Annotated in this window: 12 protein-coding genes, 1 tRNA gene and 1 riboswitch; of the genes, 6 read left to right on the plus strand and 7 right to left on the minus strand. The window is 70.9% G+C overall.

The genetic code is table 11. The features are described 5' to 3' along the window. Window positions 1–7: 7 nt before the first annotated feature. Window positions 8–2,818: an FxSxx-COOH system tetratricopeptide repeat protein gene (fxsT, locus tag J5X75_RS21490; RefSeq protein WP_208469227.1), complete on the minus strand. Its 2,811-nt coding sequence runs from the start codon at window positions 2,816–2,818 to the stop codon at window positions 8–10. A gap of 466 nt (window positions 2,819–3,284) precedes the next feature. Continuing rightward, the gene (locus J5X75_RS21495; RefSeq protein ID WP_208469228.1) at window positions 3,285–3,551 is read right to left on the minus strand and encodes an FxSxx-COOH-like cyclophane-containing RiPP peptide; all 267 of its coding nucleotides are present in this window, start codon (window positions 3,549–3,551) and stop codon (window positions 3,285–3,287) included. 300 nt (window positions 3,552–3,851) lie between these two features. On the opposite strand from J5X75_RS21495, the gene J5X75_RS21500 reads away from it, so the two are divergent. After that, entirely contained in the window at window positions 3,852–4,166 is a 315-nt protein-coding gene (locus J5X75_RS21500; RefSeq protein WP_208469229.1) for a DUF3040 domain-containing protein, read from the plus strand. Here the strand turns inward: J5X75_RS21500 and J5X75_RS21505 are convergent. From J5X75_RS21505 to J5X75_RS21515, 3 genes are all read right to left on the minus strand, one after another. Next, the gene (locus tag J5X75_RS21505; RefSeq protein WP_208469237.1) at window positions 4,126–4,704 is read right to left on the minus strand and encodes a hypothetical protein; all 579 of its coding nucleotides are present in this window, start codon (window positions 4,702–4,704) and stop codon (window positions 4,126–4,128) included. The two genes, J5X75_RS21500 and J5X75_RS21505, sit on opposite strands and share 41 nt — an antisense overlap. Before the next feature lie 233 nt (window positions 4,705–4,937). Beyond that, on the minus strand, window positions 4,938–6,149 hold the full coding sequence (locus tag J5X75_RS21510; protein WP_208469239.1) for a vanadium-dependent haloperoxidase: 1,212 nt from the start codon (window positions 6,147–6,149) through the stop codon (window positions 4,938–4,940). Window positions 6,150–6,296: 147 nt separating this feature from the next. After that, window positions 6,297–11,147 carry an ExeM/NucH family extracellular endonuclease gene (locus tag J5X75_RS21515; RefSeq protein ID WP_208469242.1) on the minus strand — a complete coding sequence of 1,617 codons (4,851 nt, stop codon included), beginning with the start codon at window positions 11,145–11,147 and terminating at the stop codon, window positions 6,297–6,299. A gap of 339 nt (window positions 11,148–11,486) precedes the next feature. Here J5X75_RS21515 and katG point away from each other — a divergent pair, with 339 nt between their 5' ends. Further along, window positions 11,487–13,709 carry a catalase/peroxidase HPI gene (gene katG / locus J5X75_RS21520; protein ID WP_208469243.1) on the plus strand — a complete coding sequence of 741 codons (2,223 nt, stop codon included), beginning with the start codon at window positions 11,487–11,489 and terminating at the stop codon, window positions 13,707–13,709. A gap of 76 nt (window positions 13,710–13,785) precedes the next feature. Further along, window positions 13,786–13,858: transfer RNA gene (locus J5X75_RS21525), tRNA-Arg, on the plus strand. 3 nt (window positions 13,859–13,861) lie between these two features. Here the strand turns inward: J5X75_RS21525 and J5X75_RS45545 are convergent. Then, window positions 13,862–14,425 (minus strand): LysM peptidoglycan-binding domain-containing protein, encoded by a 564-nt coding sequence (locus tag J5X75_RS45545; protein ID WP_274383602.1) that lies wholly within the window; start codon window positions 14,423–14,425, stop codon window positions 13,862–13,864. Beyond that, window positions 14,425–14,575: riboswitch (cyclic di-AMP (ydaO/yuaA leader) on the minus strand. It overlaps the preceding gene by 1 nt. A gap of 217 nt (window positions 14,576–14,792) precedes the next feature. On the opposite strand from J5X75_RS45545, the gene J5X75_RS21535 reads away from it, so the two are divergent. Then, a complete protein-coding gene (locus J5X75_RS21535) occupies window positions 14,793–16,019 on the plus strand; it encodes a saccharopine dehydrogenase family protein (protein WP_208469247.1) in 1,227 nt (408 codons plus the stop codon). Here J5X75_RS21535 and J5X75_RS21540 read toward each other — a convergent pair. Next, a complete protein-coding gene (locus tag J5X75_RS21540) occupies window positions 15,921–16,598 on the minus strand; it encodes a class I SAM-dependent methyltransferase (RefSeq protein ID WP_208469248.1) in 678 nt (225 codons plus the stop codon). The two genes, J5X75_RS21535 and J5X75_RS21540, sit on opposite strands and share 99 nt — an antisense overlap. Window positions 16,599–16,718: 120 nt before the next feature. Between J5X75_RS21540 and J5X75_RS21545 the strand changes: the two genes are divergently transcribed. Both J5X75_RS21545 and J5X75_RS21550 read left to right on the plus strand, forming a co-directional pair. Beyond that, window positions 16,719–17,324 carry a GNAT family N-acetyltransferase gene (locus J5X75_RS21545; protein ID WP_208469249.1) on the plus strand — a complete coding sequence of 202 codons (606 nt, stop codon included), beginning with the start codon at window positions 16,719–16,721 and terminating at the stop codon, window positions 17,322–17,324. Between the two features lie 15 nt (window positions 17,325–17,339). Next, entirely contained in the window at window positions 17,340–18,434 is a 1,095-nt protein-coding gene (locus J5X75_RS21550) for a DNA glycosylase AlkZ-like family protein (protein WP_208469251.1), read from the plus strand. The last annotated feature ends 2 nt before the right edge of the window (window positions 18,435–18,436 follow it).

The raw sequence follows: 18,436 nt of genomic DNA on the forward strand, positions 1-18,436 counted from the left end.
GCCGCGATCAGGTCGGCGGCGGCTCGATGTCACACTCCGCGCGCACCCCGAGAGCGGCGTTTACCGTGCTCGGATGGTGCGGTCCGAGCACGCGGCGGAGGCTGCCAAGTGTAGTGTCCAGCAACACTTGAGCGCTGCCCGACTCGCCTGCGTTTCTCATTTCCAACACGAGATCGACAGCGCAGGCGAGCGAATCCGGATGATCCTTTCCGCGCACTCTCTGAGACACTTCGAGGGTACGTCGAAGCAGGTCACGGGCATCGTCGAATTGTTGATCGAGAGAGAGATCGGTGGCATAGTTCGCCGCCGCACAAAGGGTGTACGGGTGCTCGTCACCCAATCGCTCCTGTAACTCGGTCAGGGTCATCCGATCCATCTCCAGGGCACGCGGATCGCCCAGCGCGCGCAGGATGATCGCATGGTTCACCTCGGCCGCCAGGGTGACCGGGTTGAACCGGCCGAAGACCCGCCGGTACCGCGCCACGGCGAGCTTGGCCAACTCCAGGGCGTCGTCCGGCGGCCGGTGCTCGGCGACCGCCAGGGCGCAGCCGACGTTGGCGAGGCTCATCATGGCGGCCAGCGTGTGCTCGTGATCGGTGCCCAGCTGGGTCAGGCCGGCCTCGTAGTTCTCCCGGGCCAGGCGCATGGCGTCGGCGTACCGGCCGAGTTTGCGCAGCGCCACGACGACCGTACGGACGCTCATCAACACCTGCTGGTGCCGGGGCCCCATCCGGGCCCGCAACGCCGGCAGCACCTCCTGCTGCAGGTCGTACGCCTGCTGGTAGTCCCCCAGCCCGAGATGGTCGCGGGCCAGGTTGCCGATCGACAGCAGGGTTCGGGCGTCCCGGTCGCCGAACAGGTCCCGCCGCCGGCGCAGCACCTCCTCGTCGATCGCGAAGGCGCTCCGGTAGTCCCCCAGCAGGCGCCGGTTGACCCCGACGTTGTTCATCTGATGCAGGATGCGTTCCTCGTCCGCCGGGTCGGCGGCCCGGCAGTGCGCGAGCGTCTCCTCGTCGACCTCCAGCGCCTGCGGATAGGCCCCGTTGATCCGGTGGTGTGCCGCCACCGTCCGCGCGGCCCGCAGCGTGAACCGGTGCCGGTCGCCGTATCCCGTGCTCTCCCGCAGCCGGTTCCAGGAGACGATGCTCAGCTCCCGGGACTCGTCATAGCGGCCCAGCGCCCGCAACGTCTCGGCGCGCTCGAAGGTGGCCCGCATGGCCAGTTCCTCGACCGGCTCGGTGGCGTCGTCCGCGTCGGCCGGGGTCCACGCGGCGATGGCCAGGTCGGCCAGGCGCAGACTGCCCGCGTAGTCGCCGGCCCGGTTCTGGTAGCGGATCTGGTCGACGACCAGCCGGCGGGCGGGCAGGTGGGCGGAGCCGATCAGCCCGGCCGGGATCACGTGCGGGGCGATCTCCGCGTACAGGTCCCAGGCCCGCATGTCCTCCGGGGCGCCCGGGTTCGCGGCGGCCAGCAGCAGTTCGGCGTTGGTCCGGCCGCGCTTCCGGGCGGGCTGGTCGAGCGCCTCCCGGAGCGCCACCTGGACCAGCCGGTGCACGGTGATCCGCCGGGTCTGCTGCTCGACGGTCGCCAGCCCGTACCGGCGCAGGGTCCGTATCGTTCGGGCCATCTGGATCGGATCGCTGAGCGCCCGCGCCAGCGGTGCGGTGACCGGGGCGTCCTGCCCGCTGCGCAGCAGGGTGACCGAGACCGGCTCGGTGCCGAGGTAGGCGAAGACCTCGAGCAGCTGGGCGGCGCTCGGCGCCTCGTGACGCAGGCCGTCGACCGCGATCCGGACGAACGCGACGACCGTGTCGGTGTAGTGCTGTGGTCGTCCGGTGGCCAGCAGTTCCTGCATGTGCTCGTTGAAGAGCTGCATCAGCTCGCCGACCGGCATCAGGGTCGCGGCCTGCACGGCGGCCACCTGTTCCAGGGCGAGCGGCAGGTCGCCGAGCCGGTCGGCGAGGCGGTCCGCGTCGGCGCCGCTGATCTCCCGGCCCCGCCGGCGCAGGAACTGGATGCTCTCGGCCCGGTCGAACGGCGGCACCTCGATGGCCGTGCCGACGTTCGCCCAGTTCGGGTCGCGGGAGGTGACCAGCACCTGGCCGCGCGCCGAGGAGGGCAGCAGCGCCAGCAGGTCGTCGGAGAGCTCGGCGTTGTCGAAGACCAGATGCCAGGCGACCCGGCCCCGCTCCAACTCGCTGATCACCGACCGTACGGTCTGCTGGAGGTCCCGGTTCGCCGGCAGGTTCAACCGCTCCCCCAGGTCCGCGAGGGCCCGGCGGGCCGGCATCGGGTCGTGCGCGGGCACCCACCAGACCAGGCCGTTCTCCGGAACCGCCCAGCGGTACAGGTACTCCACCGCCACCTGTGTCTTCCCGGCCCCGCCCAGCCCGTGCAGGATGACCGGCAGCGACCGGCCCGCGCGCAGCCGCCGCCGGACCTCGTCGAGGATCAGATCCCGGCCGGTGAAGGCGCTGTTGCGTTCCGGCAGGTCACGCGGCCGGACGGTGACGGTCGCCGGATCGCCGCCCGGTTCCCCGGCCGTCTTCTCGACCGGCTCGGGCACGATGAAGTCCTCACTCGGCGGCGCCACGGCCGGCCGGGTCGAGTCGTCCGAGGCCGCCAGCCAGAGTTGCAGGAACTGCCGGACCACCTCGTGCGGGTCCCGGCGGTCCACCGAGCGGACGGCCAGCACACGGACCACGCAGTCCAGCTTCACCCATTTGGGCAGGCCGTCGCCGCGCAGCATGGCGCTCACCGTTTCGTGACTGACGGTGTCCGCGAGATCGCCACGGATTCTGACATCGTTGCTGATCATTCGGACGCCCGGTTTTCCGGCACTGCGATAGAGCTCGTGCAGGGCGAGGACCAGATCCCTCAGTGGGCCCGGTGGCAATTGATCTGGTCCGGGCATCTGTACCGCCACGAGTCACGCTCCTGACGCTGACAAGAATCGTCAAGTTGTGTCAGACAGGATTTCACGAGCATCGGGCGTACGCCAACCGTCAACTTATGGCGATGAATGCCAGGATCCGTTCTCGCGCATTCCGGGGGATCGACGATTGATCCATGGAAAGAGTTCGCCGCGGAGGGGCGCCGAATGCGTGATCATAAACGGCCCGGCATCGACCGGGTCACGAACGAGCTGGCCTTCGTGGCCGTCGTGGTGACGATCCTGATTCTGATCCTCACCGGAGGGCTCAGCGGGGAATCGACTCTCCAGGCGATCGCGTGCCTGGCGGCCACCGCCGGACCCTGGCGCCGGGCGAAGGCCGAGAACAGGGCTATGGAACGGATCCTGCGCCCGGGGCGTCCGGTGGATCGCCGGCGTAGTTGTCGAAGGCGGAAAGAACTTCCTGAGCACCGTCGAATTCGATCAACAAGCGCCGGATGGCGTTGGCGAGCGCGGAATCGCCGTCCGCGATGAGACGGTCCACCGGCAGATCGGTGACGTCGATCAACCGAGACGCGCCCGGATCGTCCTGGCCGGCGCCACCCATGCCGCCCTCCACCTGATAACCCGGCCCAGCAAGCTCACGATAGCTAATCACAGGGTCGCCCGACGGCCATTCGCGGCCCTGCGGCTTCCCGTCATGGCGGCTCCCGGTCCCGCTGGGCCGTGGGCCGTCCACCGGTCTCACCTGGACCGGCCGTCATCCCCGGGGCGGCGGGGCGTTGTACCCGATGCGGCAAGAGTCCGGTAGGTCCCACTGTCCGGAACGGATCGGGACCAAAATTCGGCACACGCAGCCGTATCACAGAGGCAACTCAGAGGTAACAATGGGCTCTGATCGGGATCGCCCCATCTCGATCCATGCTTCACCGGCTCGGCGGACCGGAAGGTAGCGGACATGCTCAGCAAAGAGGACAGTCGGCGGCTGGCACAGCTGGAACGCCAGCTCCGACGCGACGATCCCGACTTCTGTGCCCGCATGGGCGGCGGAAACTTCAGCGTGTCACCGACCGGTGTCCCTCCGCTTCCACTGTTCATCCTGTCCGCGCTCATCACCGCCGTCGCCGTCGTGCTGGCCGTGGTGGGCTGGTGGATCGCGGCGTCCATCACGACCGCCTGGGCGGCCGTCACCACGGGCTCCGCGGCTCACCGGCTGCGCCGGCGACGGGAGGTCAGGAGCTGGCAGCGGCCTGCCCCTCGAACCGACGGATGATCTCGGCCAGCGCCCGGACCTGACGCAGGACACTCTCCGGTTCGGTGGACCGGTGCACCTGGCGGCCGATGTCGACGATCGCGTCCGCCCGGACCCCCACCATGTTGAGCGGGCGCCGGTAGAGCGGCTCCTGACTGGTCGCCCACTTGACGAAGGACCGCGACGGCTCCGGCAGGTAGACGATCCACGCGGTGGCCAGTTCGCCGGTGTCCGGCTTGCGGTAGTCGAAGACCACGAACTCGAGGTCGTCGTGAACTCCGCGCAGGACCGCGTACGCCGGCTGGTCCTCGCCGAAGTCGGGGGTGTCGCTCCAGTCCGCCAGCAGGTCGGGGTCGACGTCGAGGAAGCGCCAGCCCTCGCGGCGGGCCAGCTCGATCCGGTCGCCCACGCCGGTGGCCGGGCTGACCGACCGGTCGGCGAAGAAGGTGAGGTAGACCCCGGCCGCACCGACCAGGACGCCGAGGCCGATGGTGAGCATCCCGGCGAGCCGGCCGACCGAGTGCTCCAGCGGGCGGGCCAGACCGGTCTCGTCACCCACGGTGACACATTGGTTGCCGACACGCGTTTCGGCCGGACCGCACCCGGCCGTGCCGTTCATCAGAAGGACGACGCCGAGAGCCAGAATCACCAGCCCTACAGCAAGAACGATCCACGAGTATCGACTCGCTCGGACGCTCATCCGGCCCTCCCATTTCGCCGGTGATCAAAATACCGGCTACCTGACGTGATACGGCCGGCGCCCGGGCGCCGGCCGTATCCGTAGCGGAAGAGTTATCCGGCCAGGAGCGCCCGCGCGTTGCGGATGGTGTGCGCGGCCACGTCCTTGCCGAGTTCGATGCCGGCCTCGTCGGCCGAGCGGGTGTGGATGCCGGACCAGACGCGGGCGTCCACGTTCTCCAGACTCGGCACCCTCCAGTCGGTGTAGGTGCGGGTCACACCGGGCGCCGACGGGCTCGGGACGGTGTACGGGCGGCGCGCCTTCGGGCCGACCAGCACGGTCAGGATCTGCTCGGCCGAGCCGGAGTACGTGTTGTGCCCACTCGGGTAGTCCGGGTGCGCCGGGGTGGCGTGCAGCGGCAGCCACTCCGCGTCGCCGCCGGCCCGGATCGCGCTGACCGGGCGCCACAACTGGTAGGCGTACTTGGCGTCGGACGTGGCGATCTGGGTGTCGACCGAGGCGACGTGGAACAGGGCGACGAGCCGGGTGCGCTCGGCGACCCCGCCCCGGGACTGCTCGACGGCGGCCCGCAGGATCGGGGTGTAGAGCACGTACGACGAGCCGAGCCAGAAGGTGGCGGTGTCGGTCTGCGCCGGGGTGCGGACCGTGCTGTTCGCCGCGCCGTACGCCTTCACCTCGGCGATGTCCCGCCGGTACCGGGCCGAGTCGAGCGCCGGGGGCGGGGCCGGACGGTACTGGCCGGCGCCGCGCAGGGCGAACGGGCGGGCCACCCGGTTGCCGTACTGGGTGGCCGGGGCGTAGGCCGGCGGGGTGGGCTGCCAGATCCCGGGCGCGGCGGCCGGCACCGGGTACGCCGTGTTCACCGAGGCCGGGTCGAGCCCGTCCCCGGCCCGTTCGGCGATCAGGTCGGCGGCCTCGTCCCGGCCGGCGGCGAGGCCGCGGTCCCTGGCCGGCCCGTCCGGGATGGTGGCGAGGTCGGCGGCGAGCACGGCGTCGGCCGCGGCGGCCTGGGTCGGGGTCAGCGTGATCAGGGTCTGGTGGACCGCTCCGGCCAGGGCCGCGCGCTGGTAGGCCTTCGGGTGGGAACCGTTCTGTGCCCGGGCCGCGGCGAGCCAGCCGATCGCCCAGGTGCGCCCGTTGGTCACCTGCGTGGTGGCGCCACCGGCGGTGATCGCCGCCGTGGTGGCGTCATACCAGGTCAGCACCGAGTCGGTGGCGGGTGCGGCGGCCGCGGGCGCGGCAGTGCCGATGGCGGTCACGGTGACGGCGCTGAGCAGCACCGCACCGGCTCTGTTGACGAACATCGCTAAACCCCTCAGCTCTATCGGAGATCTAGAATAAAGCCTCGCGAGTCCCGGACGGCCGCGTCAACGAACGCCACCGGTTCGTATTGATTGGAATAGATGCGAAAAGGCCCCCGCCGTACGGCGGGGGCCTTTCCTCGGGTGGTGCTACCTGGTGATGCGGGCGGTGTGGACACGGACCTTCGAGTCGTTGCCGACCCGGTCCTCAGCCCAGTAGCTGATCACCAGCTTGCCCCTGTCGACGCCGGTGAGCGCGATGCTCCAGCCGCCCTTGGCGTCCGGGACGGCGCTGACCACCGCGGCCTTGGCCTGGGCGTCCCGCTCCGAGGACGCCCGGGTCCACGTGCCGGCGGCGTAGTAGTACCACTTGCCGGACCGCTCCTGGACCAGCTTGGCGTTCGCGGTCGCGACACCGGTGCCCAGGTCGTACGCCGAACCGGTGAGGGTCTGCCAGGACGAGATCCGCTCCTCGTTGCGCGGCTCGTTCAGGCGGATCTCCGGGGCGAGGAAGTCCTGGACGACCAGGATCCTGCCGACGGTCACCGTGGTGCCGTTGCCCGCCGGGTTGGCCGGCGTGGCCGTGACCGTGAACAGACCGGCCTTGGCGTACGCGTGCGACACGGTCGCGTTGTTCGCCGGGGAGCGGGTGGTGGTGCCGTCGCCCCAGTCGACCGAGATCTCGGTGGCGCCGGTGACGCCGCTGAGGGCCAGGGTGGCCGACTGCGACGCCCAGATCGCCTTCGGGTTCAGCGTGTACCCGCCGGCCTGCGCCGCCACGGTGACGGTGGACCCGCCGGTGAAGGTCGCCGGGCCGCTGTTGCCGGCCTCGTCGGTGAGGGTCACGGTCACCTGGTGGCTGCCCGCCGCGGCGTACCGGTGGGTCGCCGTGGTCGTGCCGGCGGCCAGGGTCTCGGCCGCGCTGCCGTCGCCCCAGTTCACCACCCGGGTGATCGTCGCGTTGTCGCTGACGTCGTCGTCCAGCGCGGTCTCGGTCAGCGTCACCGTCTGACCCGGCCAGAGCGCCGCCGTGTTCAGGGCGTAGGTGCCCGTCGGGGCGGTGGCGTCCAGCACGCCGGCCGTGCTGCGCGGCGTGGTGTCCGCGGTGATCGGCGTGTGCGCGGCGAAGTAGTTGACCAGCATGGTGAGGTCGTTGTCGCCGGTCGTCACCTTGTCGGCGCCCTTGCCCAGGGTGGTGAAGTTGTCACCGCCGGAGGCGAGGAACGAGTTCGACGTGACCCGGTAGGAGCCGTTCGGGTCGAGGGCGACCCCGTTCAGCCGGAGGGTCGACGCGATGATCTTCGAGCCGCGCGGCTGGTCGACGTCGTAGGAGTAGGTGAGCCCCTTCGACGAGCCGAGGTGCAGCACCGGACGGGAGGCCCCGGCGGGCTGCCACTGCTCCTCCAGCACCTGCTTGATCTGGGCGCCGGTGAGCGTCTGGGTCACCACGTCGTTGGCGAACGGCTGAACCGCGAACGCCTGCGAGTAGGTGATCGTGCCGTCGGCGCCGTACAGCAGGTCGGCCCGCAGGCCACCCGGGTTCATGAAGGCGATCTGCGCGCCGCCACGTCCGGCGTCCCTGGTCTGGTCCAGCTGGACGTCGGCGATCAGGTTGCCGAGCACCGACTCGGCGCCTCGGTCCTCGGCGCCCGCGGCCGTGTAGGCCCGCTTGATGTCGCCGGAGATCTTGCCGAGCGGCTTCTTGCCCAGCTCGGTGGCGTTCGTCTTGGCCGCGGCGACGAGGCCCGCGATCGCGGTGTTCGACGGGTAGCCGGCCACCGTGACCAGCTCGGAGGTGGAGGCGGTGACCTCACCGGTGGCCGGGTCGTAGGTCAGCACGACCTTACCCAGCTTTTCGCCGTAGTCCTCGGCCTGGACGACCGGGCGGGTCTTGCCGGGCACGCCCGGAACCGGGATCTGGAAGGCGTACGCCTGATGGGTGTGGCCGCTGAAGATGGCGTCGATCTCGGCGCTCACCCGGGTGAACGGGCCGAACACCGGGTCCGCCGCCAGGGCCTCGGCCGAGCCGATGTGCTCGGTCGGCGCGCCCTCGTGGGCCAGCAGGACGAGCACGTCGGCCTCGCCGTTGGCCTCGTCGCCGTCGGAGAGCTCCGCGGCGAGGGCGTTCGCCTCGGCGACCGGGTCGCGGAACTCGACGCCGGCGATGCCGGCCGGGCTGACCAGCGAGGCGGTCTGCTCGGTGACGACGCCGATGTAGCCGACCTTCACGCCGCCCAGGTTCTGCACGTCGTAGGCGGGCAGGACCCGCTTGCCGTCCTTGTAGACGTTCGCGCCCAGCAGCGGGAAGTCGGCCCGGTCCTGGACCCGGCCGACGAGGTCGCCGAGGCCCTTGTCGAACTCGTGGTTGCCGACCGCGGAGACGGCCAGGCCACCGGCGTTCAGGACGTCGATGGTCGGGTTGTCGTTGTCGATCGCGGAGATGAAGGTCGACGCGCCGATGTTGTCACCGTTGGAGATCCACGCGGTGTTCGGGTTCGCGGCCCGCAACTGGTCGACCAGCCCGACGAGCTGAGCGGCGCCACCGACGGCCTGGCCGTTGACGGTAGACGGAGACTCGAGCCGGCCGTGGAAGTCGTTGATGCTCAGCAGCTGCAGGTCGACCGGACCGGTCACGCCGGTCTCCACGCCGACGACCACCGGGTCGTGGTCGCTGGACCGGTACGGGTTCTCCGCGTAGAACGGCGCGTAGCCGTCGTACTCGAAGGCGAACGACTCGACGGAGTTGATGTTCCAGATGTCGACGCCGGTGACGCGGCTCTTCAGCGCGTCGGTGACCAGGGCGTGGTCGAGCGAGCCGGACTCGCCGCCGAAGACGTAGGAGAACTTGTCCGCGGGGTGCGCGTCGGTGAAGCCCTTGTCGTACAGGACCTGGAGGGGGTCCTCCTGGCCGTACGAGTTGAAGTCGCCCAGCAGGATCACCTTGTCGGTGCCGAGACCCTCGACGAAGGTCGCCAGCGCCTGCGCCTGCCGCTTCCGGTCGCCGTTGTAGGCGCCCTGCCCGTCACCGGTGTCGACGTTGTCACCGGTCGGGGTGACCGAGGCGCTCTTCGACTTGAAGTGGTTCGCGACCACGGTGAAGTCGATGGCGCCCGCGGTGAAGGTCTGCGCGATCGGCTCGCGGGCGTTGCCCCACACCGTCTCGTCGTTGACCGACTTGGAGGCGCCCTTCGGCGTCACCGAACCGGGCTTGAAGATGATCGCGCTGGTGATGTAGTCCTGCTGGGCCGCGGCCGGCAGCTCGGCCGGCGACCGGACGTAGTCCCAGGTGCCCGCGCCGTCGGCCTCGTTCAGGGCGGCGACCAGCGTCTTCAGCGCCAGCTGGGTCTCGGTCGCCTCGAAGCGGACCGAGTTCTCGATCTCCATGAGGGCGACCACGTCGGCGTCCAGGGCGGTGATCGCCTTGACGATCTTCGCCTCCTGCTTGGCGAACGCCGCCTCGTCGGTCGCGCCACGCGCCTCGCCACCGAAGTGGACGAAGTAGTTCAGCACGTTGAAGCTGGCGACCCGGATGTCACCGCCGACGTTCGCCGGGGCGGCGGTCCGCGGGTTGGTGGCCTTGAACGTGGTCCGGGCGGTGGCCGGGGTGCTCGCGTCGACCGGGGTGGCGGGCTGGAAACGCCACTCGCTGAAGCCGTAGCTCAGCACGCTCGCGCCGAACTTCTCCACGGTGTCGCCGACCCGCAGCGGCTCGGTGGCCGAGAAGTACGGCGGGGCCAGGCCGGCCGTGGACAGGTTGGTGGTGCGGCCGTCGTCGAGCAGCACACGGCCGGCCTTGTTGGCGGCCTTCTGCCGGGCCGCGGCGTCGCTGCCGGGCCGGGCCACGTCGGTCGGGATCCGGGCCGGGGCGTCACCGGCGGCGAGGACGATCTCGCCGTACCGGTTGGTGTTGTAGACGTCCGAGACCGTGTAGGCGCCGACCGGGGCGACCAGCATGCCCTCGGCGGACTCGCGGGCCGCGTCGTCCAGCGGCAGGGCCAGCGGGACCGGGGTGGGCAGGGTCGCGCCGGTGGCGCAGAGCTGCACGTCGGTCTTCGCGGCGATGCTGATCTGGGTGAGCCCGTTGTACTCGCTCACCGCGCCGGTGACCCGGACCCGGTCGCCGACGGCCACCGACGGGTGGTTCGCGGCGTTCGAGGTCAGGTAGACGAAGATGCCGTCGGACGCGGTGCCCGCGGCGACCGGACGGTCCCCGCCGCTGCCGGCCGTCTGCACGTAGACACCGTTGTAGCCGCCGGTCCGGTGGTCGGCCGTGACGACGCCCTCGACGGTGACGGTCGAGCCGGCCAGGCCGGTGGCGGCGCCGGTGCCCTGCACCTCGGCGATCGTGTGGGTGACCGGGACGGCACAGCCGGTCCCGGGCTCCTCCGGCTCTTCCGGCTCCTCGGGGGCGGCCGTGTTGCGGGTGCCGAAGGTGCCGGCGGCCGGCGCCTTCCAGACGCCGTCGACCTTCTGCAGCGACTGCCCGGCGGGATCGGTGCCCGGTTCGGACACTCCGATGTCGATGCTCGTCTGACCGGCGGCCGGGCCGTTGGTCGCGGTGAGAACGCCCTCGTAGCTGAGGAACTCGGCGACCGTGCCGTCCGGCTCGACCAGCGCGAGACCGTCGGGCGCGCCGTTCTGCAGGCCGTTGACGGCGTAGGTCTGCACGACCACGCCGGACGCCGGGACGACACCGCTGAGGGTGACGGTCGGGTTGTAGGTGGTGCCGTCGTTGCCGTTGTAGAGGTAGAGCTTCCAGCCACTCAGGTCGAATCCGACCGGGGCCTCGATCTCGACGGCTTCACCGCTGTCGGTGCTCGCGTTGTCGTAGTGGATCTCACTGATGAACGGCGTGTCCGTCGCGGCGGAGACCGGGCCGGTAAGGCTGAGACCGAGCGTGGTCGCCAGGACGGCGGCACCCAGCGCACGGAACCCCGCAGGGGTCTTCGGCGCTGGGAGAGACCATCCGGCGTCACCCACGCTGCGTATGTAGGAACGCATCGAGGTTGACCCTCCGAAGGAAGTTGATCGCCCGCAGCGTAGGTACCGCTGGTGACGAAAGATTCTCAGGAAGGTAACGGTAGGGCATGACAACGTGGACCTGGACAAGGATTTGCGAGGCGTTCATTGTTCGCTTTTGTACGGTCATCGAAACGTAGATCCACTGTCACGCGTCGGCAAAGCCGGCATGCGAATCGGGACTTTCCGTCATCGTTCGATGACTGAGCGTGACCTGAGAACTTCACCGCGAGAGATGGAACGCGGCGTCCTTTTCTTGACTCGTTCCAGAAAAGCAGGGCAGACTCGTCGCGACTCACCGCTCGCTACCCGGAGGATTTCGTGGCAGACGAACTCGCCGCCCAGGAACGACTCGAGAACAAGGCCGCCCAGGGAGGCTGCCCGGTCGCGCACGGCGGCTCCGGCTCCCACGGCGGCCGGACGAACCGCGACTGGTGGCCCAACCAGCTCGACCTGAGCGTCCTGCATCACAACCCGCCGGCGCACAACCCGCTGGGTGGTGACTTCGACTACGCCGCGGCGTTCAAGAGCCTCGACCTGGCGGCCGTGAAGGCGGACATCGCCGCGATCATGACCGAGTCGCAGGACTGGTGGCCGGCCGACTTCGGTCACTACGGCCCGCTCATGATCCGGATGGCCTGGCACAGCGCCGGCACCTACCGGACGTTCGACGGCCGCGGCGGCGCGGGCGGCGGCGAGCAGCGCTTCGCCCCGCTCAACAGCTGGCCGGACAACGGCAACCTGGACAAGGCCCGGCTGCTGCTCTGGCCGGTCAAGAAGAAGTACGGCAAGAACATCTCGTGGGCCGACCTGATGATCCTGGCCGGCAACGTGGCCCTGGAGAGCATGGGCTTCGAGACCTACGGCTTCGGCGGCGGCCGCGCGGACGTCTGGGAGCCGGAGGACGTCAACTGGGGTTCCGAGGACACCTGGCTCGGCGACAACCGGTACAGCGGCGACCGTGAGCTGGCCAAGCCGCTCGGCGCCGTCCAGATGGGCCTGATCTACGTCAACCCGGAGGGCCCGAACGGCAACCCGGACCCGCTGGCCTCGGCCCGCGACATCCGCGACACGTTCGGCCGGATGGGCATGAACGACGAGGAGACCGTGGCGCTCATCGCCGGCGGTCACACCTTCGGCAAGACCCACGGCGCCGGCCCGGCCGAGCACGTCGGCCCGGAGCCCGAGGCCGCCCCGATCGAGGCACAGGGCACGGGCTGGAAGAGCACCTTCGGCACCGGTGTGGGCGCCGACGCGATCACCAGCGGTCTGGAGGTCACCTGGACCTACCACCCGACCCGCTGGGACAACGAGTTCTTCCACATCCTCTTCGCGTACGAGTGGGAGCTCACCCAGTCGCCGGCCGGCGCGCACCAGTGGCGCCCGAAGAACGGCGCCGGCTCCGACCTGGTGCCGCACGCGTTCGACCCGGCGAAGCGGCAGGAGCCGCGGATGCTGACCTCCGACCTGGCGCTGCGGTTCGACCCGATCTACGGGCCGATCTCGAAGCGGTTCCACGACAACCCGGAGGAGTTCGGCAAGGCCTTCGCCAAGGCATGGTTCAAGCTGACCCACCGTGACATGGGCCCGATCTCCCGCTACCTCGGCCCGGAGGTCCCGTCCGAGCCGCTGATCTGGCAGGACCCGCTGCCGGCCGTGGACCACGAGCTGGTCGGCGCGGCGGAGATCGCCTCGCTGAAGGCCACCGTGCTCGCCTCCGGCCTGTCGGTCTCCGAACTGGTCGCGACCGCGTGGGCGTCGGCGTCGACGTTCCGTGGCACCGACAAGCGCGGTGGCGCGAACGGCGCCCGGATCCGGCTGGCCCCGCAGAACCAGTGGGAGGCCAACGACCCGGCGCAGCTGAGCAAGGTGCTGGGCGTGCTCGAGGGCATCCGGGACGAGTTCAACGCGGCCGGTGGCGCCACCAGGATCTCGCTGGCCGACCTGATCGTGCTGGCCGGTTCCGCGGCCGTGGAGAAGGCCGCCAAGGACGGCGGTTTCGACATCGAGGTGCCGTTCACCCCGGGTCGTACCGACGCGACCGAGGAGCAGACCGACGCCGAGTCGTTCGCGGTGCTGGAGCCGACCCACGACGGTTTCCGCAACTACCTCGCGAAGGGCCACCGCCGCCCCACCGAGGCGCTGCTGGTGGACCGGGCGCAGCTGCTCACGCTGACCGCGCCGGAGCTGACCGTGCTGGTCGGCGGCCTGCGGGTGCTCGGCGCGAACACCGGTGGCTCGCAGCACGGTGTCTTCACCGCGACGCCGGGCGTGCTGTCCAACGACTTCTTCGCCAACCTGCTCGACTTCGGCCTCACCTGGTCGGCCACCGACTCCGAGGGCGAGACCTTCGAGGGCCGCGACCGCCGGACCGGCGAGGTCAAGTGGACCGCCACCCGGGCTGACCTGATCTTCGGCTCGAACTCGATCCTGCGCGCGCAGGCCGAGGTCTACGGCAGCGACGACGCCAAGGAGAAGCTGGTCACCGACTTCGTCGAGGCGTGGGTCAAGGTCATGAACCTGGACCGGTTCGACCTGGCCTGAGGCCGGTAGCAGTCCCTCCGGGGCCCGGGTCGGCCGCGCCGACCCGGGCCCTGTCTGCTGGTACCCTCAGGGCGTCGGGCTCGTAGCTCAGTGGATAGAGCAACCGCCTCCTAAGCGGTAGGTCGCGCGTTCAAATCGCGCCGGGCCCACTTTCAGAACCTCAGCCGCTGCCCCACCCGCAGCTGGTGCGGGCTGTCCAGAGTCCCCGCGTTGGCCCGGTAGAGTGCCGGCCAGCCGCCCGGTACGTCGTTCCGGGCCGCGATTCCGGCGAGCGTGTCGCCGCGGCGTACCACGTAGCCCCCACCGGCGCCGGTGGATGAGGAACGCACAGCGAAGGATCGGACGACCCGGTTCTTGCGGGACGCGGCCGGCCGATAGCCGTGCCGGGGTCCGCAGTGCGGCCACGCCCGGATCCCCTGGCCGCGGAGCACCCGCTCGGCGACGCGGATCTGCTCGGATTTGCTGGCCCGGTTCGCGGTGTTCGCGTACCGGCCGCCGCCGTAGGCGCGCCAGGTGCTGCGGCTGAACTGCAGACCGCCGTAGTACCCGTTGCCGGTGTTGATGCGCCAGTTGCCGCCGGACTCGCAATCCGCGATGGCCTCCCAGTTGATCGAGGCCTGTGCGGGGGCGGCCGGCCCGGCGAGGACCACGCCGCCGGCCAGGCTCGCGGCGACGAGACCGACCGCACGCTGGAACTGTTTGCTGGTCTGAACCATGAGCTTGTCCTCCACGCCTACGAGGTCAGCTGTCGGGTTCGGGCAGAGGTGCCCGGCCGCCGGTGCGGCGGCTTCACCCCGAGGCGCGTCAGCGCCGAGGAACTCTTGGGTCCCCCGCTCCTTGCCGTTCGAGTTCGTCTGGACCGTGGCCGGCGGCAGGACTCGGCGTTCCGGCCACGGTGCCCGCATGACGGGCCGCGTATCCGCCCCCGGCGGGCATGGCCGGGCGGCGGCGATGGTGCTGTAGGTCACAAATTAGCAACTTTGATCTTCTTTGTATGCATAACGTGATGATCTCGGCGCGCCACCCGCACCGGCGACATGAGCGACTCGCGTGTTCTGCACTGAGGGTGCACAATCAGCGGCCATGAGCGATCCACAACGCGAACTGGACGTCATCGTCTACGGCGCAACCGGCTTCGTCGGCGTGCTGACCGCACGTCACCTGGCCGAACACGCCCCGGCCGGCACCCGGATCGCGCTGGCCGGACGCTCCCGCCAGAAGCTGGAGCAGGTCGCGGGTGAACTCGGCGTCGACTGGCCGATCGTGGTCGCCGACGCCGACGACGAACCGGCGCTGACCACGATGGCCGAGCGCGCCCGCGTGGTGCTGACGACCGTCGGCCCGTACGCGAAATACGGCCGGCCACTCGCCCGCGCGTGCGCCGTCACCGGCACCGACTACGTGGACCTCACCGGTGAGGTGCTGTTCGCCCGGGACAGCATCGACGAGAACCATGCGACCGCCCAGCGCACCGGCGCACGGATCGTGCACTCCTGCGGCTTCGACTCGATCCCCTCCGACATCGGGGTGCACGTCCTGCACGCGGCGGCACGCGCCGACGATGCCGGGGAACTGACCGACACCACGCTCGTCGTGACCCGGATGCGCGGCGGATTCAGCGGCGGCACCATCGACTCGATGCGGCACCAGGTCGACGTCATGAAGAAGGACCGCCGACTGCGCCGGGTGGGTGCCAGCCCGTACTCGCTGAGCCCGGACCGGGAGGCCGAACCCGATCTCGGCCGCCAGCCGGACATGGTGACGCTGCGCGGCACCGACGTGGACGCCAGCGTGCGCGGTCACCTCGCGCCGTTCGTGATGGCGTCCTACAACACCCGGGTGGTCCGGCGCAGCAACGCGCTGCGCGGCTGGGCGTACGGCTCCCGCTTCCGCTACCGCGAGGCGATGCGGGTGAGCGGCCCGGCCACCGCGCTGGCCGTCAAGGGCGCGCTGAACGGCCTGGTGATCGGCTTCGCGCTGCCGCCGGCCCGGTTCCTGCTGGACCGGATCCTGCCGGCGCCGGGCACCGGGCCGGACGAGACCGCCCGGCGCAACGGCCACTTCACCATGGACATCTTCACCACGACGTCGTCGGGGGCGCGCTATCGCGCCCGGGTCAAGGCCAAGGGCGATCCGGGGTACGCGGCGACCGCCGTGATGCTCGGTGAATCCGCTCTGGCGCTGGCCCTCGACCGGGACCGCCTGCCGGAGTCACCCGGCGGCGTGCTCACCCCCGCGACCGGGATCGGTGACGCGCTCGTCGACCGTCTCCGCGCGGCCGGTCTGGAGATCACCGTCGAGCGGCTGTAGGGCGATCACCTCGAAGACGTGCCAGTGCTTCGGCCCGCTGAACGCCGTGCCCGGCTCGTCCCGCTCGTGCCAGTGCTCGATCACCAGACCGTCGAAGAGGCCCCGCGCCTCGGCCTCGGTGAGGAACGTCATGTCCGGGTCGCCGGCCCACGAGTCGTGGTCGCCGAACAGGTCGACGGCGATCCGGCCGCCCGGGCGCAACGAGGCGCGGAGCACCGTCCACAACGGATCGAACGAGCTACGGGTCTGGAACGGCAGCGAGTACCCGGCGTAGATCAGGTCGGTGGGCGGTAGCTCCGACAGGTCCTGGAAACGCGTCGTCCGTACCGTCACCATCGCCTGCCGGTCCCCGGCGGCGCGGGACAGGCGCGCAGGGGTGCCCGGCTCGCCGTCGACCGCGACCACCCGCCAGCCGGCGGCGAGCAACGCCGCGGTCTCCAGCCCGGCGCCGCAGCCGAGGTCGGCGGCGGTCCGGCCGGCGCCCGGCCCGGCCAGGGACATGACCCGGGCGCACTGCTCACGGATCGGCCGGTCTCCCTGGTGGGCGTTGTAGCGGGCCCAGTGGTCGTCGTCGCGCATGCACCCATCCTCCTCACGAGCGGTATCGGTGATCCGACCGGTGGACGGTAAGGAACTATTCGCGGTCTTCATGTCGATCGCTACTAGCACCAAGGTGTTCTTACCGGGCACGATTCAGAGGTGACCGTCAGCCCGCTGCCCTACCCGCTCAGGCTGGCGGGCAGCGGTGTCGTGCTGCGCGAATGGCGCTCCGAGGACCTCGACGACCTGGTCGCTCTGCTGGACGAACCGGACATCGCCCGCTGGACGCTGATGCCGTCACCGTTCGATGTGGAGGCCGGTCTCGCCTACCTGCGGCGGGCTCGCCAGGGCCGGGTCGGCGGCAGCCGGATCCAGCTCGCGATCACCACCGACGGTGGGCCGCCGCTCGGTGAGGTGCTGCTGTTCAACGTGCGGTCCGAGCAGCACGAGGCGGAGCTGGGCTATCTGGTCGGGCGGCCGTACCGGCGGCGGGGCCTGGCGTCGGCCGCGCTCTCGCTGCTCACCGGGTACGCGTTCGACGCGCTGGGGCTGCGGCGGCTGCTGTTGCGGATCGACCGCGGCAACACGGCGAGCACGTCGGTGGCGCGCCGCTGCGGGTACCGCCCGGCCGCCGAGGCGCCGATCCAGCAGGCCGGCCCGTACGGGCCGACGGTGCTGGACACCTGGGAGTACGTGGAGGGCCGTCCCGGAAACCGGCATGACCGCCGGAGAAACGTCGCCTCCCGGCGGTACGGTCGGCGGTGACCGAGAGGAGCGCGGATGATCGACGTCGATCGCGCGCGGGTGATGGCCTACCGGCTGGCCGCGCAAGGGTTGACCGAGCGGTCCGGCGCCCGCCCCGCCGACCTGCCCGTTCTCGACCTCGGCGTGCAGGACTACACGCCGGACTCGGCCCGGGTGGCGTTCGCCGCACGGACCGGCGGCGAACTCGACGACGACCGTCTGATCAGCGTCTGGAGCGCCCGGGGCGCTCCGCACCGGCATCGCCGAGCCGACCTGACGGCGCTCACCGGGCAGCTGTGGCCGGCCGGTGACGACGACGCGGCCGCACGCATCAGGAGCGGCCAGATCCCGGCGGGACCGCGGCTCGGGATGCGGGCGTTCACCGCGACGGCGGAGGCGTTCCGCGAGGTGCTGACCGCGCCGATGCCCCGGGGTGAGGCGAGCACCGAGGTGAGCCGCCGGGTGCCGGCCGAGCTGACCTACGACTGCAAGCCGTGCGGGGCGCGGCACATCGCGTCGAACGTCTGGCAGCACGCCGGGCTGGCCGGTGGGGTCGAGGTGCTGTCCAGGGGCAGGGACGCGATGCTCGGCCCGATTCCGGACGGCCCGCCGATGCCGTCCCGCAACGAGGGTTTCGGCCGCCTGGTCGAGACGTACCTGCGGTTCCTGGGACCGGCGACACCGGCCGAGGTGGCGAAATACCTGGGCACCACCACGGCGGTGGTGAAGCGGGAGTGGCCGGCCGGCCTGCGCGAGGTCCGGGTGAACGGGAAGCGGGCGTGGTTGCCGGAGGCGTCGGCCGGGCTTCTCGAGTCGGCGCCGCCGCCGCGCGGGGCGCGCTGGCTGCCCGCCATGGACCCGCTGCTCCAGGCCCGCGACCGGGACCTGCTGGTGCCCGGCCGCGAGCGGCAGAAGGAGGTGTGGCGGATCCTCGGCAATCCGGGCGCCCTGCTGGTGGACGGGGAGATCGCCGGAGTGTGGCGGGCCCGGATGTCCGGGCGCAGGCGAGTCGACCTGACGGTCACCGCGTTCGCGCCGCTGTCGGCGGACCGGCGGCGGGTCGTCGAGGACGAGGCGGCCCAGGTGGCTCGTGGCCGTGGGGTTCCCGGCGCCGCGGTCACGTTCGAGTGAGC

This window comes from Actinoplanes flavus (assembly GCF_017592555.1).
GTDB lineage: Bacteria > Actinomycetota > Actinomycetes > Mycobacteriales > Micromonosporaceae > Actinoplanes > Actinoplanes flavus.

Coding starts and splice junctions, on each gene's coding strand:
- J5X75_RS21515 (WP_208469242.1), bottom strand. CDS start 11,147: ATGCGTTCCTACATACGCAGCGTGGGTGACGCCGGATGGTCTCTCCCA.
- J5X75_RS21550 (WP_208469251.1), top strand. CDS start 17,340: ATGATCGACGTCGATCGCGCGCGGGTGATGGCCTACCGGCTGGCCGCG.
- J5X75_RS21535 (WP_208469247.1), top strand. CDS start 14,793: ATGAGCGATCCACAACGCGAACTGGACGTCATCGTCTACGGCGCAACC.
- fxsT (WP_208469227.1), bottom strand. CDS start 2,818: ATGATCAGCAACGATGTCAGAATCCGTGGCGATCTCGCGGACACCGTC.
- J5X75_RS21500 (WP_208469229.1), top strand. CDS start 3,852: ATGCTCAGCAAAGAGGACAGTCGGCGGCTGGCACAGCTGGAACGCCAG.
- J5X75_RS21540 (WP_208469248.1), bottom strand. CDS start 16,598: ATGCGCGACGACGACCACTGGGCCCGCTACAACGCCCACCAGGGAGAC.
- J5X75_RS45545 (WP_274383602.1), bottom strand. CDS start 14,425: ATGGTTCAGACCAGCAAACAGTTCCAGCGTGCGGTCGGTCTCGTCGCC.
- J5X75_RS21510 (WP_208469239.1), bottom strand. CDS start 6,149: ATGTTCGTCAACAGAGCCGGTGCGGTGCTGCTCAGCGCCGTCACCGTG.